Source organism: Streptomyces acidiscabies (assembly GCF_020010905.1).
Classification (GTDB): Bacteria; Actinomycetota; Actinomycetes; order Streptomycetales; family Streptomycetaceae; genus Streptomyces; species Streptomyces acidiscabies.
On the sequence record NZ_JAGJBY010000002.1, the window covers coordinates 1,500,295 to 1,513,996 of the forward strand.

A 13,702-nucleotide genomic window follows, 5' to 3' on the forward strand; every position below is an offset into this window, starting at 1 on the left:
GCGCTGGCTTCGGCATACAGCGTCGAACCCGAGGGCGGGCCAGGGCAAGCCACCATCGCGGTTGAAGCCGACAGCCCCGACAACCTGAAGCATCTGATCGACAGGGCTCCGTCAAGTTCCGTGATTGCGTGGAGGGTTGGCGATCAGGCCGGTAGGGGCGGACAGCAGAGCAGGCACGGGGGTTCGTGATCATTGTGGTGTCGAAGCCAGATGATCACGAGGACGTCCCGTGCCTGCTGTTGCATCTTCCCCTATCCCTGCCGTGCTGGAGAAGCTGGGTCCGCTGGATGCGGACCGGATCGCTGACCTGCGTCCCTACCTCGAATCGGTTCCGGATCCGCGCTCGCGCCGGGGCCGGTGGTACTCGCTGACGGCGATCTTGCTGGTGTGTGCCTGCGCGGCCGTCTGCGGAGCGAAGAGCATCGACGAGCTCGCCGAGTTCGGCGAGCGGGCCACGAACTCGCTGCTGGCATCCCTCGGGGTACGCCGTCACCTGCTCGGCTGGCGGCGCAGCCCCAGGCCGGTCACTCTCGGACGCGTTCTTTCGGCACTTGACGGCGACGCCCTGGACCAGGCTGTGGGCGCCTACCTGGCCGACCGGCACCGCATCACCGCGTCCGCGGAAGTGCCCGAGGCCCGATCGCGGCAGGTCATCGCCGTGGACGGCAAGGCCCTCAGGGGCTCAGCCCGCCTGGCCGCGCCGCGCCGTCACCTGCTCTCGGCGGTCACCCACGACCGCGTCGCCACGATTGCCCAGGTCGAGGTCGGTGCGAAGACCAACGAAGTGCGCCACTTCAAGCCCCTGCTGGCGCCACTCGACCTCGCCGGCACCGTCGTCACCTTCGATGCCCTCCACTCAGTGAAGGCCAACATCACCTGGCTGGCCGAGACGAAGAAGGCCCACTACATCGCCGTCATCAAGACCAACCAGCCCACTGCCTACGCCCAGCTCGCCGCTCTGCCCTGGACGTCGATCAAGGTCCAGCACACCACCTCCGCCACCGCCCACGGCCGCCGCGAGTCCCGCTCGATCAAGACCTGCGCCATCGCCGACAACCTCGGCGGCATCGCTTTCCCCCACGCTCACCTCGCCATCCGGGTCCACCGCCGCCGCAAGCCCACCGGTCGGCCCGAAACCCGCGAGAACGTCTACGCGGTCACCAGCCTCGCCGCCCACCAAACCCGCCCCGCCGACCTCGCCACCGCCATTCGCGGGCACTGGGGAATCGAAAATTCCTCCCACTACATCCGAGACGTCACGTTCGCCGAGGACGCCTCGACCATTCACGCCGGCACCACGCCCCGCGCCATGGCCACCATCCGCAACCTCGCCATCGGCACCCTGAAGATCCTCGGAGCCGACAACATCGCCAAGACCACCCGCGCCATCCGCCACGAACCCGAACGAGCACTCGCCATCCTGGGCATCACCAACACCCCGGACACTCACGGAACTTGATCGAGCCCTGTCTGATCGAGTGCACCATCAATGCGACTCAGCCTCGCTACAGTGGTTCGGCCATCACTTCTGTCGGGTACATGAGTAGTTGTACCCCCAGTGCCCCCGAAGTTTGCCGGACGGAGACCGATCTCCTGAGGTATTACCCCGGACCCGGAAGGTTCGAAGTGATCGCGGCCGGTGCTGTGAACTATTCGTGCCCGCCGCCGAACCGGACGAGTACCGCCATCCTGAGGAACTGCACACCCGCCTCCGTCAGCTGGACCTATATGACCCGAACGTACGGGACAATCATCCACGATGGCAGAACAATAACCGGGCACGTGGACAGTTCCCTGCTGAACATCAGGTGCGTTTGAGGTAACCCATCAGGGCTTCAGTGGGTATGCCTGAAGGGGGTATGCGGCAGACCCGCATACCCCCTTCAGGACGCAGTGCCTATCGAAGTGATCGGAGGACCATGACTGTCGATCGAGACGATGCATGGCGGTTCTGCGTGGCAGTGAGTACTGGCTTGTACGAGGAGTGCACACGTGATCCATCGTTCGAGGCCGAGATCAGTCGCCTCTACCAGAAGTGGAGGGCGGATCCTGCTGGGACCAGTTCGAAGGTCCGGATATTAACGTCACTCGCCCTGTATTCATTGATTCTGGACCGCCCGTCTTCTGTGGAGAGCGACTGGAAGCAGATCACAGGAGTAGAGATCCTCAACGCGGTCGTTTCCCGTCCCATCCATGAGCTTTTTGTATCTCTTCCTCGCTTTGCTGAGGAAGAAGAAGGACATGTGCAGGCCCTCAAGCTCATGAGTTACGGCTTCGGGACCGTCTCTGGTCCGTCTACCTCAGTAAACTACTGGGCTTATCTCACCACATTGGTCGGCCTGTTCCTGGAGCAGATCGCCAGGGCAACCAGTGAGGACTCGCCCACCTGCGAGACGATCCTGAACACAGGTGGACAAGAAGCTACACCGGTAGAGGGAAGTGGATGAGGCGAGCACCGAAAACCAGATGAGTTACGCGTGCTGACAGGTGATCAAAGGCTTGAGTTGCTGCAGTGCTTCGATGGCCTGCTGGGGTACGACTCCATTGCCGAGGGCGGTGAGTTGGGCGGGGCGGCTCAGGTCGGGGGTGTCGGTGACCCAGCCGTGGGGGAGGCCCTGCATCCATTCGACGAACCGGGGTTGGAGGCGGCTGTGGGCGTCGACGGGGTCGGGTGCGGGGCGGGTGAGGGCTTCCCATCGGGTGATCGCGGCGGCGTAGGGTCCCCAGCGGTCCGCTGATCGAGGATCGGCCACAGGGATAGGGCTGTTGAGGGCGTCGGCTTCCGGGCAGGGGGCGTATGGCGCCCCGGTTTGCCCTCGGTGGCGGAGTTCGGCCGGAGGGTGGCTGCGGCTGAGGGCAGGGTCAAGTCCCCGGAGCCGTAGCGCTGTCGGGGGCTGCCCTTCGTGCCGTCCGTGGCCTTCGGTGTCGGCAGGAGCCACTCCACCTCGTCCGCGAGGTTGGGGCCGTGGCCTCCCGTTCGGCGTTTGTCGGGGTGTTGGGAGCCGCCGTTGGTGCCGAGGTTGCTGGTGGGGGTTTTGAGGAGTGGCGGTGAGGAAGAGGCGTTCGCGGCGGTGGGGTGCTCCGACGGCGGAGGCGGGTAGGACGAGCCATTTCGCGTCGTACCGGAGGTCGGCCAGGGAGCCGAGTACGGCGCCGAGTGCGCGCAGAGGACGCTGGTCTGGGGTGTTTCCCAGACACCACGGGCAGGGTTCCAGGTCGCGAAGGGGGTGGGCGGGTGAGGTGAGGATGCCTCGGACGTTTTCGATCACCACCAGGCAGGGTTGGAGGGCCTCGATGGCGCGGGCGACGTGGTGCCAGAGGCCGGAGCGGGTGTCGGGGGCGAGGCCGGCGCGGCGGCCGGCGACGGAAATGTCTTTGGCAGGGGAAGCCTGCGGTCAGGACGCAGACCTTCGGGACGGTGGTCCAGTCGACGGTGGTGATGTCGCCGAGGTTGGGGACGCCGGGCCAGTGGCGGGCGAGGATGCGGGAGGCGTGGGGGTCGGTTTCGGCGTGCCAGGTGACGTGGGCGTCGTAGACGGTTTCGGCGGCGAGGTCGAGGCCGCCGTATCCGCTGCACAGGGAGCCGATGGTGCGGTGCGACGGCATGTCAGAGGCTTCGGGCGGTACGGGGCACGGGCGGGGGAGTAGCGGCCGGAGAGCGGTCGAAGCCGGAGGGGGTGAGGGAGGTCGTGGTAGTGCGGGCGAGTGCGGCGGTGATGAGTGGGGGATCGAGGTCGTTCGCGAGGCGGTGGAGGTCTGTGGAGCCCTCGCGCAGGTCGATGCGGGCTTCGGCCAGTGCGTCTTCGAAGACGCCCCGGGACGCGGTGCGTGCGTCGGCGGTGTCGGGCTGGTTGCGGTGGGGGTGGGTGTCGGTGAGGAAGGCGAGTTCGGACAGGGCGCGGCCGACGTTTCCGGTTCCGGTGGCGAGGGCGGCGGTGGCGCGGGTCAGGCGCCACAGTTCCATGGGGTGGCGGTCGAAGGAGGAGGTGGCGTCGAGGCGCAGGACGAGGTCGGTGAGTTCCCTGGTCGTGCGGGTGAGGTCGGCGAACTGGCCGGTGAGCTGGGTGAAGTCGGGTGGGCGGACGGGGTCGTCGAGGTTGGGGAGGCGGGCTGTGTGGCCGTCGACGGCGGTGGCGTAGGCGCGCAGGCGCGCGCCGTTGTCGTGATCGAGGTTCATGGGCGGTGAGGGGTCCTGGTCGAGGGAGATGCGGCCGGGGGTGTCGGTGGCGCGGCGGAGGAGGGGAGCACGGCGGGGGTAGTGCGGTGGAGGGAGGTGCGGGTGCGGTCGACCGTGTCGGCGGCTCGGCGCAGGCCGCTGGCGGCGTCGGTGAGGCTCTCCCGCGCGGCCTCCAGATACAGCGGTACGAGGGACTCGTCCGGTTCGCCGGTGCCGGGGAGCCGGGACCGGATGACGGGGAGGGCGGCGTCGCTGAGCGCGGTGAAGGCGTCGCCGCTCTTCGGGACGGCGTCCACGCAGGCGAGGGTGATGCGGGGGTCGATCTCGGAGTGGCACAGGCAGGTGCGGACGTCGGCGAGGAGGTTGCGGCCGGTGAGCAGGAGGCGTTCGGCATCGCGGGTGAGACGCATGATGCCGAAGCTGTCGAATGGCTCGCGTCCGTCGGGGAGTTGAGCGGCGAAGACGGTGAGGAAGTCGGCGGTCGGTGGTGGGCATCGAGGGCTTCCGGTGTCAGCGGGAGGGACGGGGGGTCGCCTCGGGCCGGTGGCGTACGGCGGGGGAGGTCTCGCCGGGTGCCCCGGAGGAGGGGTGCGGACTGCGGGAGAGCGCGGCAGCCGTACGTTCCGGGCCGGTGACGCGTACGCGGTCCGGCGCGGTGGGTGGCGGCTGGCCGGTGTGGGCGGTGTGCCAGCGGGCGCGGACGGCCTCGGTGGGAGCGAGGGCCTGGTGGGCGAGGCGGATGAGACGGCCGGGGGTGTAACTCGGGTCGCCTGCCGCCGTCTTGATGCGCTGGGCGGTGCTGGAGGCCGCGCGGGTGAGGGAGGTGCGCAGGATCTGTTCGCCGAGCCAGTCGGCGTCCCCGGCGGCGGGCCCCTGGGCGACCGCGTCGAGCCGTCGGCCGAGAGCAGGGTCGGCAGCAGGACCGCGCCGTCGGGCCTCCCACAGAACCGTGATCCGGTCGACGGGCTCGCCACGGTGGACGAGGGCGCTCACACACCGGAACAGGACGCCGTGTTCGGGGACGGTGAAGTCCTCCGCCGTCAGCCACGGCACCTGCGCGAGCGCGGTGGCGTCGTCGAGAAGGACGGCGAGCAGATCACGTTCGTCCGCGACCGGGTCGTCACTGACCGGTACGGGGGTGTCGGGGACGGCGGTGGAGGGCGAGGACGGGCGGGTGCGGACGCCCCAGCGGCGGGCGGCGTCGTCCAGCGCACGGGTGAGTTCGTCCGTACGCCGCAGGACCTCACGCAGGTCCGTGAGGTGGTCGTCGAGCCGGACGGCGTGCTGGAGGACCGTGCGGTGGATCGCGCCTTCGAGGACCATCCGTCCGTAGAACGGGGCGTGTTCGGGCTGCGGGCACGCCCCCACGAGGACGTGCAGGTACGGCGCGTCCAGCCCCCGGACGTGCGTCGTGGCCTCGGCCAGGACGTCCGACAGCCACCGCACCGGAGGAAAGCCTGGCGGGGGAGGGCTGGTTCGGGCGAGCGTGCGCGCTGCGTCGAACAGCGCGGTGTGGACGGGCCGGTCGAAGTCGCCGGGGCGCAGCCAGGTGAGGTGGTCGAGCCGGCGGGGGTCGAGGAGGACCGCGCCGAGCAGCGCCTGTTCCGCGGACAGCAGGGGGCCGGTGCTCATGCCGCGAGGTCCAGGTCGGTGGTCTTGGCCAGGGCACGCTGGGTGATCGCGGCCGTCGCGGCGACGGAGGCCGGACCGATCGTTTTGGCGGCCGGTTCCTTGTACCAGGGCTTGAGGTCGAGGAGGGCGACGCGCAGGCCGGTGGCCAGCAGCAGCGCCTTGCCCTTGGGCAGAGCACGGATCGCGTCCGGCGGCAGGATGCGTTCGGTGCGCATCGATACGGTCGTGGACTTGCCGTTGTCGGAGTCGGAGACCGAGGAGGTCTGGACGTCGTGTTCGCCGATCGCGCGGGAGAGCTTGTCGGCGAAGTCGATGTCGTCGATGCCCGAGCCGACGAGCTTGATCGTGGCGGCGGACCACAGGGCGTCCATGCCGGTCTCGCCCCACACGCGCTGGCCCTGCCGGTAGGACTGCAGGATCGTGATCGGGATGACCCCCCGGCTGCCCAGGTGGGAGTAGAGGTCGGGGAGATCGCTGATCTTGCACACGTTGGCGGCCTCGTCCAGGACGCAGAGGGCGGGTGGGTCGAGGCGTCCCCCGGAGCGTTCGGCGACCGCGACGGCGGCGCGCATCACGGCGTCGGCGGCTGCGGCGATGATCGCCGAGGCGGAGCCGCCGCCGTCCTTCGACAGCAGATACAGCGTGTCGCGGGATGATGCGAACGCCGACGGCCGGAATTCCGGGAGCGTCGTGGACGGGGTGACCCAGGCGGCGATCTCCGGGTCCAGGAGACACGACGCGTACTGCCGCGCCGTCTCGAAGATCCCGTCGCGGGTTTCGACGGCGCCGGTGACGGTGCCCTGGAGCTGGGCGGCAACCGCTTGGTGGCCGGCGTCGGTGAGGAGGTCGACGGGGGTGCGGTCGGCGGGTGAGGCGAGCCAGCCCAGGACGTCGGTGACGGGACGGCGGTGGCCGGCGGCGGCGAGGAAGAGCGCGCCGAGGGTGTTGGAGGCGGCCGTGGACCAGAAGTCGCTGCCGTTGGACTCGTCCACGGAAGCGGCAACGAAGTGCCCGGCGAGCCGTTTCGCCCCGGCGAGGTCACGGGCGTCGGCGAGGATGTCCCACCACATCTCGCGAGGGTGGTGGGCGATCTGCTGGGGGTCCAGCGTCCACACCGTCCCCACCTGCGCGCGGGCGTCGACCGTGGCGGTGAAGGCGTCGTTGGCGGCCTTGTTGGAGGTGAGCAGGACCGGGCCGGGGGCGGCGAGGATCGCGGGGATCGCCAGTCCGCTGGTCTTCCCGCTTCGCGGCGCCATGACCGCGACGATCACGTCCTCCCAGCTCGCACGGACCTCGGCCCGGCCCAGCGTGCCGACCATGATTCCCCGGTCGGCCGGCGCGATCTCCTTCGGCGAGAGTTTCGCGAGGGACGGGCGCAGGGACTTCGCCTTGGCGGTGCTCTCCTTCGCCAGCAGCGGACGCAGTTCCGCCCGCCCGGCCAGTCCCCGGCGCCGTCCCGCCTGGTGACGGAGAAAGAGGAGCCCGGCCGTTGAGAGAAGCGCGGTGGTGAGGACGCCGGGGATGATGCGGGCGCCGACGAGCAGAGCGGCGGGCGAGAGGCCCGGCCACAGCTCGGCGGGATGGAGCGCGGCCTGAACGGGGGAGAAACGGCTCCAACTACCGGCTCCGGTGAGGGCGTTGGCGAGGTTGCCGGTCAGGTAGGCGGCTGCGCCGAAGAGGAGGACGGCGCCGAGCGCGGCGAACAGCGCGTAGAGGAGGGCGTCCGTGCCGGTGGTGGAGGACGGCTGACGGGTGGCGGGCACACAGGCTCCGGGGCGGTGGTGCTGGTGAGGGGCGGAGGCGGGCGGGCGAGGGGGAATCTGCGCATCAGGGGGCTCCTGTGGAAGGGGTGAGGGACGAGCAGCGGAAACAGGAGGGCGTCGGGACCGTCGTCCTCCTGACCGGGAGGCCGTTCAGCCGGATCGCGGCGTCGATACGGGCGCGGCATCAGGCAGTTACGGAGGCACGGACGTCCAGGACGATGGCCTCCTCGGCGTCCCGGCGAGCGGCTTCTGCCTCGGCGAGGGTGGGGGCGGAGGTGATCAGGTAGCCGATCCGCGCCGCGCTGAGGTCCCCCTCGGGCGGCAGGAGAACCGACTCCCCCGGCTCCCGCAGCCACCCGGCCTCCCGCACCTGCGACCCGTCAACGGGGAAGCGTCGTTCGGTGAGGATCCCGGAAGCGGGCGGGTAGACGATCCGGACGGCGGCACTCGCGCGGTGAACGGCCGTGAGATCCGGGGTCCGGTCGGCCGCGATCGACGTAGCGACAGCCGGCAGGTCGAGGCCGGTGGCCAGACCGACGAGCTTGCCGATCCAGTCCCCGCCGATCCGGGCGTTGACCTCGATGATCCGCGGCCCTGAGGAGGTGAGCCGCATCTCCACGTGCTGCACCCCGTCCGTGACCCCGAGAGCCCGCAACGCCCCACGGGCGACGGGGGCCACGACCGGCAGGAGCGGGTCGTCGGCGGTGACGGTGTGCCCGACCTCCTCGAAGAACGGCGCGAACCCGATCTCCTTGCGCGTCACGGCGACCACGACCGTCTCCCCGGCCAGCGTCACGCACTCCACGGAGACCTCCGGCCCGTCGAGGTACTCCTCGACCAGCACCCCGCTTCCCTCTGGCCCCTGCTCACCGGCCCCGGCCGCCGCGAACTCCCACCCGGACGCGAAGCCTTCCGGGGTGTCGACACGGACGACACCGATGCTCGCGGCATGGCTGGCGGGCTTGAGGACGACCGGGTAACCGATCCGGGCCGCGGCCAGCACCGCCTCCTCCCGCGAGGACACCCGCACCGAACGCGCCGAGGGAACCCCCGCCTCGGCGAGGAGACGCCGGGTCGTTCCCTTGTCCCGGCACGCACGAACCGCCGCCACGCTGTTCCCGCGCAGACCGAGACGCTCGGTGAGGACAGCCGTCGGCAGGAGCGCGTACTCGTCCCACGTGAGGACCCCGGCGATCTCGTGCCGCGCCGCCAGGGCCAGGCCGGCGGCGAGCACCGAGGCGGTGTCGCGGGTGTCGGCGACCTCGTGGTCCAGGACAAGCTCGGCGACACGCCCAGCCGGAGCGGCGGTGTCGATGAGGACCAGGCGGTGCTCGGACGAGGCGCCCTCGACGCAGTACCCCCGGTACACCGGGTCGGTACCGCCGACGACGATCACGACAGGCTCAGACACAACAGACATGCGAGGAACTCCAGAAAAGAAAGAGGAAGGGAAAGGAAGTTCAGGCACCAGAGGGGACGAGGGCGCGGCGGAGACGGCCGAATGCCCCGGCCAGAGCCAGCCCCTGCACGAGGGCGCAGACACCGACGACGGCACCGAGACGGTGGGCCGGTACGGCGCCGACAAGGACTCCGCAGAACGGGAGCGGCACGGTGACCAGGAGGATCGACGCGGAGAGCGTCGAGGCGAACCCGTCCACGGGGATGAGGGAGGCGCGCAGAGTCCGCAGGACCACCGTCAACGCGCCCTCCGCCGTCATGAGCACCGCGACCGCGACGGCGTAGACCACGAAACTCGACGACGCGGCGGCCCCAAGGCACCCGGCGGAGCACACGGCCGCCGACACCACCCCGACCGGCCAGACCCCCCACCGGCTCACAGCCCGCTGCGCACCCCATACCGCGCCGAGCGAGGCGACGGCCGCACCACTCCACACCGCACCCACCTGCGCCGCCGACTCCCCGAAACCCACCACGACGGTCACGGGAGCGGCGGCCTGGACGACACCGGTTGCGAAGTTCGACACGGCCAGACCACCCGTCAGCCACAGCAGAGCGGGAGCCGACCGCAGCACCCGCCACCCTGACCGCACACCACTCTTACCGGACACGGAAGTTGAGACGGCCGGGGCCGGTACGACCGGGGTGACGGCAGCGGCGAGTACTGCCAGAGCGGCGAAACCGCCGAGCAGCAACACGGGCCCCGCGACCAGGGCGAGCGCGCCGAGCACCGGCCCGGCCAGCGCCGCCCCCTGATCGATCCCGGTGAGCACCGCCTGCACCCGATGCGCCGCCCCTTCCTCACGGCGGGCAGCCTCGGACCCCAGGGTCTCGCAGGCCACATACCCGAACTCCGAGAGCAGACCCGACACCACCCCGAACACCGACACCGCCACGAACCGGCCCTCGGAACCACCGACCACGGACAGCACCCCCGCCACCGTGACGGCGACGGCGGCGCGTACGGCGTTGGCCAGACGGAAGACCCGATGCGCCCCGAACCGGTCGGCACATGCCCCGGCGAGACCGAACGCCACCAGACGCGGCGCCCACTCGGCCGCGAACGCCATCCCGGTCAGCCCGGCCGACCCGGTGGCCAGCAGAACCAGAAGGGGAACCGCGTAGGAGGCGACCGCACTCGCGAGCGCGTCCGCCGCCCGCATCACATACAAGCGCTCCCACCGAACACCGGAACGCAGACGGATCATCGGCCCCGCCCCGCCGGAGACGTCCGTACGCCGGAGGCCGGACCCACCTCAACCGAAGGAGCGGGAGGAAGAGCGGAACGCACCGCCGCAGGAGACGACGTCCGGGCCGCCGACGACACCGCCCCCTCCACCGGAGCAACCTTCGCGACGTCGACGACAACCCACTCCAGATCGCCGTTGACCGAGTAGAGCAGATCCGAAGCAGCACCCAACCGGTCCGACAGCTCGTAAGCATCCGGATCGAGATCCGTGACCTGCTCACCCGCCGCCTCCTGAAGCCGGATCAGCACCCCTTGCTCCCGGTCGAGCAACTCCACCAGCACACCGGAGAGTTCGGCCCCGCTCTGCGCCCCGCGCAGCCGGTCCGCGAGATGAAGGAGACGCTTCCCGAGACCGAACTGCCCCTCTACAGAAGGCGCGTCGGGACTCAACGACGCGGGTGCGACAACCTCGTACCGAGCCGCTGAGAGCATCCGCACCGCGCTGCCCGCCACTTCGGTTTGCGTCTCGCGCGGCATGGTGGTCGGCAGCCGGAACCGGATCCCGTGCCAGTCCGCATGCCGGGTGAAACCGGCGTGCTTGAGCAACTCGTGGGCGAGCTGGTCCCCGCCGGTGGCGACGACCGCCCCCGACGGCTGCTCGGTGATCGTGACGGTGACAGGCACAGCAGACACTCCAGCCGCGCAGCCGACGACAGGCCGGACGCGGTGCCCGGAGCTGCGCTGACGCAGAGGATCCGGGCGAACCGGAACTTGGACCGGCTGAAGAAGAGTGCTAGAGAGCCATGAAGCCCCGTTGGGCAAGGGTATTTTCGGTCTGTCTTCCGGTCCATGGAATTCACTTGGAGGTTTCCCTGATCCCCTGTTCTGAGTTTTGCCAGGGAGTAGTCCACTAGGTGCGAAGCGTGGCTGGAAATGGCCGATTTTCGTGCCTGTCTCGGGGCTCGAAGCGGAACCCTCCCGGTTGTCCTGGCCTGAGATCTGGCCGATGGGGTGTAGGTAAAGAAACTCCCGCCCTTTCCCCATCTCCATGCAAGACTTGGGTCAAGCGCTCACGGGGGGCGCCTTTTGGGGGACTTGTGATTCGAACGCGTTCGTTGCGCACACTCGTTGTATCCGGCCTCACCGCGACCGTACTGACCAGCGGATCCGCAGTTGCCGTGCAGCCTTCGACATCTGCGGCCAGCGGCACTGCGGCCGTGATGACCGAGGGGACCACCGAACTCTTCGGCGCCCTCGCCGAGGCGGTCATCGAACGGCGGACCGCTGCCCTGCTGGACACGCCGGCGCCCGCCGCGCTCACCGCCAAGCTGGCCACCAGCACGCGCGGCCCGGTGCATCTCAGCTCCGCCACTGTCGCGGAAGAGGACGCCGTCGTCGGGGAACTGGCCGACCTCAAGAAGGAGTTGGCCGAGATCCCGGAGGCGTACACCGCCGCCGAGACGGCAACCACGGTCGACTCGGTCAAGGTCGACGGCACTACCGCCACGGTCGTGGTGACGGAGGACACCGCCCTCACCTACAAGCAGATCCACGGCGACGAACCGCCCACCACCGAGTTCCAGGCCGAGCACCGCTTCGTCTACTCCCTCGGCGCGGACGGAACGTGGGCACTCACGGCCTCCGAACCGGTCAACACGAGCGGACCCGCCCCCATCAACCAGGTGGCAGTGTCGCCCGCCGACCTGACCGTGCCGGAACCGGCCGAGGAAGCGAACGTCGAGGACGGCACCGAGGACCCGGACGACGGCCCGGCCCTCCCGCCCGGCACCGGCGACAAGCCCGGCGACACCGCCGAGGACCCGGCACCGCTCGTCGGCCCGCTCTCCTCGGACACACGGCGAGTGTCCGTGAAGAACCTCGGCGAGGAGCCGCAGAAGAGCGCCGACGGCGTCGCCCTGGCCGCGAGCTACAACTACTCCGCCATGGCCAAGTACGCCGAGAAGTACTGGAAGAACTACAACTCCGCCTACCGCAAGTTCGACGGCAAGGGCGGCGACTGCACCAACTTCATCAGCCAGTCGCTGCGCGCCGGCGGGTGGAAGAACAAGAGCGGCTGGTACCGCAACGCCAACTACTGGTGGTACAACTCCAGCAACCAGACGTACTCCTGGACCGGCGTCGACCACTGGGCGACCTTCGCCAAGAAGAGCGGCCGGACCTCGATCCTCGGCAACGTCTACAACATGGGCATCGGAGACATCCTCCAGATGGACTTCAACCGCGCGGGCGGCAAGGACCACTCGATGATCGCCACCCATCTGGCCAACGGCCAGCCATACCTGACGTACCACAGCAACAACACCTACCGCCGCTCGATGGCCAGCATCGTCAAGGCGTACCCCAACGCCACGTACTACGCGCACAGGACGTGATGTGAAGTCTCCCCACACTCCCCGCTCCCACCGGACATCCCGTGCTCTCGCTGTTCTCGCGCTGTTCTTGGGGGCGGCCGTCGCTGTCACCGGCTGCTCCTCCGATGACAGCGACGGACCGGACACCGACGCCCTGGACACCTTCCTGACCAGCTACGTCGATGACCTGAACACCCAGGACACCGAAGGGCTCGCGAAGCTGCTCGGATCGCCGAACGGGGAGAAGGACGCACCTGCGCGGCTCGCGGAGTACGGAGGCCAGGACTGGAAGGTGACCTGGAGCCACCGCAGCGAGATGGAGGGCGTCTACAAGGTCCGTATCAAGGGCACCGCCCGCAAGGACCAGAAGCCCGTCGACGTCAGCGAAGTCCTCGTCTGGGAGCGCGACCACTGGAACATGGCTCCGCTGGGCGACGGTTCGACGCCCCCGGGGTCCTCCAGCACGGAACGCCCCGCTTCTTGATGCGCTAGAGGTACGGCTGCCGGGGAGACACCCGACCACGTGACGAAGTCCCTGACCCGCAGGCCAGGGACTTCGTCGTGCGCGGGTGAGGCCGGTGAACCCTTTCTGCCGGAGTAGGCAGGTTCAGACGAACGGGTTCTCTGTGAGCCGGTCGTCGGAGGTGGCAGCTCGCAGGAGTTCGGGAAGATCTCCGGGGTCGGTGTTGCGATGGTCGAGCCACCATCCCGCACGGGTGACCAGACGGGCGTCGTCCTCCAACAACTCCCATTCCTCTTCGGTGAGTCCGCCTTCGACGACGAGGGTGGTGTAGGCGGCGGTGAGGAGTTGGTGGCGGCAGCGGACGGCCCAGGGGACGGCGCGTTCGGTGCCGTCGAGTGGGGGCATGTGGTGGTGTTCGGCCCAGGTGTCGGCTTCGGCCTGTTCGGTGGCGCGTTGTTCGGCGAGCCAGGCGTCCTTCGAGGCGGTGTCGGTGGTGCGTGTGGCGTGCCAGCAGTCGGTGCAGGGGCTGCGGGTGAGCCAGTCGGCGAAGCCGGCGCGGCGGTCGGCTGGGCGGTCGGAGAGGTCGCGGTCCGTGGTGTGTCCGCAGGAGTGGGTGATGGTCCAGGTGGTGGGTACGGTCACGGGTGA

Annotated in this window: 13 protein-coding genes and 2 pseudogenes; 4 read left to right on the forward strand and 11 right to left on the reverse strand. The window is 69.5% G+C overall.

Annotated elements, in window-relative coordinates:
• Nucleotides 1-262 precede the first annotated feature (262 nt).
• Entirely contained in the window at nucleotides 263-1,459 is a 1,197-nt protein-coding gene (locus J8M50_RS33680) for an ISAs1 family transposase (RefSeq protein WP_079187963.1), read from the forward strand.
• 460 nt (nucleotides 1,460-1,919) lie between these two features.
• A complete protein-coding gene (locus J8M50_RS33685) occupies nucleotides 1,920-2,447 on the forward strand; it encodes a hypothetical protein (RefSeq protein ID WP_141655684.1) in 528 nt (175 codons plus the stop codon).
• 24 nt (nucleotides 2,448-2,471) lie between these two features.
• On the opposite strand, the gene J8M50_RS33690 is transcribed toward J8M50_RS33685, so the two are convergent.
• The 10 genes and pseudogenes from J8M50_RS33690 to J8M50_RS33730 form a co-directional block, all read right to left on the reverse strand.
• A complete protein-coding gene (locus tag J8M50_RS33690; RefSeq protein ID WP_010361065.1) occupies nucleotides 2,472-2,753 on the reverse strand; it encodes a hypothetical protein in 282 nt (93 codons plus the stop codon).
• Between the two features lie 291 nt (nucleotides 2,754-3,044).
• Nucleotides 3,045-3,371 (reverse strand): annotated as a pseudogene (locus J8M50_RS50245) (DNA cytosine methyltransferase); the annotation flags it as partial.
• A 64-nt stretch (nucleotides 3,372-3,435) separates the two neighbouring features.
• Nucleotides 3,436-3,606, reverse strand: a pseudogene (locus J8M50_RS50250) (DNA cytosine methyltransferase); the annotation flags it as partial.
• A 1-nt stretch (nucleotide 3,607) separates the two neighbouring features.
• Entirely contained in the window at nucleotides 3,608-4,177 is a 570-nt protein-coding gene (locus tag J8M50_RS49370) for a hypothetical protein (protein ID WP_010358355.1), read from the reverse strand.
• On the reverse strand, nucleotides 4,174-4,587 hold the full coding sequence (locus J8M50_RS33705) for a hypothetical protein (RefSeq protein WP_010358357.1): 414 nt from the start codon (nucleotides 4,585-4,587) through the stop codon (nucleotides 4,174-4,176). The genes J8M50_RS49370 and J8M50_RS33705 overlap by 4 nt, the downstream gene beginning before the upstream one ends.
• A gap of 100 nt (nucleotides 4,588-4,687) precedes the next feature.
• Nucleotides 4,688-5,809 (reverse strand): DnaB-like helicase N-terminal domain-containing protein, encoded by a 1,122-nt coding sequence (locus J8M50_RS33710; protein WP_010358359.1) that lies wholly within the window; start codon nucleotides 5,807-5,809, stop codon nucleotides 4,688-4,690.
• Nucleotides 5,806-7,572 (reverse strand): type IV secretory system conjugative DNA transfer family protein, encoded by a 1,767-nt coding sequence (locus J8M50_RS33715; protein WP_010358360.1) that lies wholly within the window; start codon nucleotides 7,570-7,572, stop codon nucleotides 5,806-5,808. Before J8M50_RS33715 ends, J8M50_RS33710 begins: the two co-directional genes overlap by 4 nt.
• Nucleotides 7,573-7,756: 184 nt before the next feature.
• Nucleotides 7,757-8,992 carry an ATP-grasp domain-containing protein gene (locus J8M50_RS33720; RefSeq protein WP_040837941.1) on the reverse strand — a complete coding sequence of 412 codons (1,236 nt, stop codon included), beginning with the start codon at nucleotides 8,990-8,992 and terminating at the stop codon, nucleotides 7,757-7,759.
• 40 nt (nucleotides 8,993-9,032) lie between these two features.
• Nucleotides 9,033-10,238: an MFS transporter gene (locus tag J8M50_RS33725; RefSeq protein ID WP_040837943.1), complete on the reverse strand. Its 1,206-nt coding sequence runs from the start codon at nucleotides 10,236-10,238 to the stop codon at nucleotides 9,033-9,035.
• Complete coding sequence (locus J8M50_RS33730) at nucleotides 10,235-10,903, reverse strand: hypothetical protein (RefSeq protein WP_010358365.1); 669 nt, start codon at nucleotides 10,901-10,903, stop codon at nucleotides 10,235-10,237. Before J8M50_RS33730 ends, J8M50_RS33725 begins: the two co-directional genes overlap by 4 nt.
• Before the next feature lie 536 nt (nucleotides 10,904-11,439).
• Here J8M50_RS33730 and J8M50_RS33735 point away from each other — a divergent pair.
• Entirely contained in the window at nucleotides 11,440-12,612 is a 1,173-nt protein-coding gene (locus J8M50_RS33735; protein WP_010358367.1) for an amidase domain-containing protein, read from the forward strand.
• 1 nt (nucleotide 12,613) lies between these two features.
• A complete protein-coding gene (locus J8M50_RS33740; RefSeq protein ID WP_010358368.1) occupies nucleotides 12,614-13,075 on the forward strand; it encodes a hypothetical protein in 462 nt (153 codons plus the stop codon).
• A gap of 123 nt (nucleotides 13,076-13,198) precedes the next feature.
• On the opposite strand, the gene J8M50_RS33745 is transcribed toward J8M50_RS33740, so the two are convergent.
• Nucleotides 13,199-13,696 (reverse strand): hypothetical protein, encoded by a 498-nt coding sequence (locus tag J8M50_RS33745; protein ID WP_010358369.1) that lies wholly within the window; start codon nucleotides 13,694-13,696, stop codon nucleotides 13,199-13,201.
• Between the last annotated feature and the right edge of the window lie 6 nt (nucleotides 13,697-13,702).

Bases quoted from the DNA above. Each gene is read 5' to 3' on its own strand.
- J8M50_RS33710 (WP_010358359.1), bottom strand. From the start codon at position 5,809: ATGAGCACCGGCCCCCTGCTGTCCGCGGAACAGGCGCTGCTCGGCGCG.
- J8M50_RS33720 (WP_040837941.1), bottom strand. From the start codon at position 8,992: ATGTCTGTTGTGTCTGAGCCTGTCGTGATCGTCGTCGGCGGTACCGAC.
- J8M50_RS33735 (WP_010358367.1), top strand. From the start codon at position 11,440: ATGACCGAGGGGACCACCGAACTCTTCGGCGCCCTCGCCGAGGCGGTC.
- J8M50_RS49370 (WP_010358355.1), bottom strand. From the start codon at position 4,177: ATGAACCTCGATCACGACAACGGCGCGCGCCTGCGCGCCTACGCCACC.
- J8M50_RS33685 (WP_141655684.1), top strand. From the start codon at position 1,920: ATGACTGTCGATCGAGACGATGCATGGCGGTTCTGCGTGGCAGTGAGT.
- J8M50_RS33705 (WP_010358357.1), bottom strand. From the start codon at position 4,587: ATGCGTCTCACCCGCGATGCCGAACGCCTCCTGCTCACCGGCCGCAAC.
- J8M50_RS33725 (WP_040837943.1), bottom strand. From the start codon at position 10,238: ATGATCCGTCTGCGTTCCGGTGTTCGGTGGGAGCGCTTGTATGTGATG.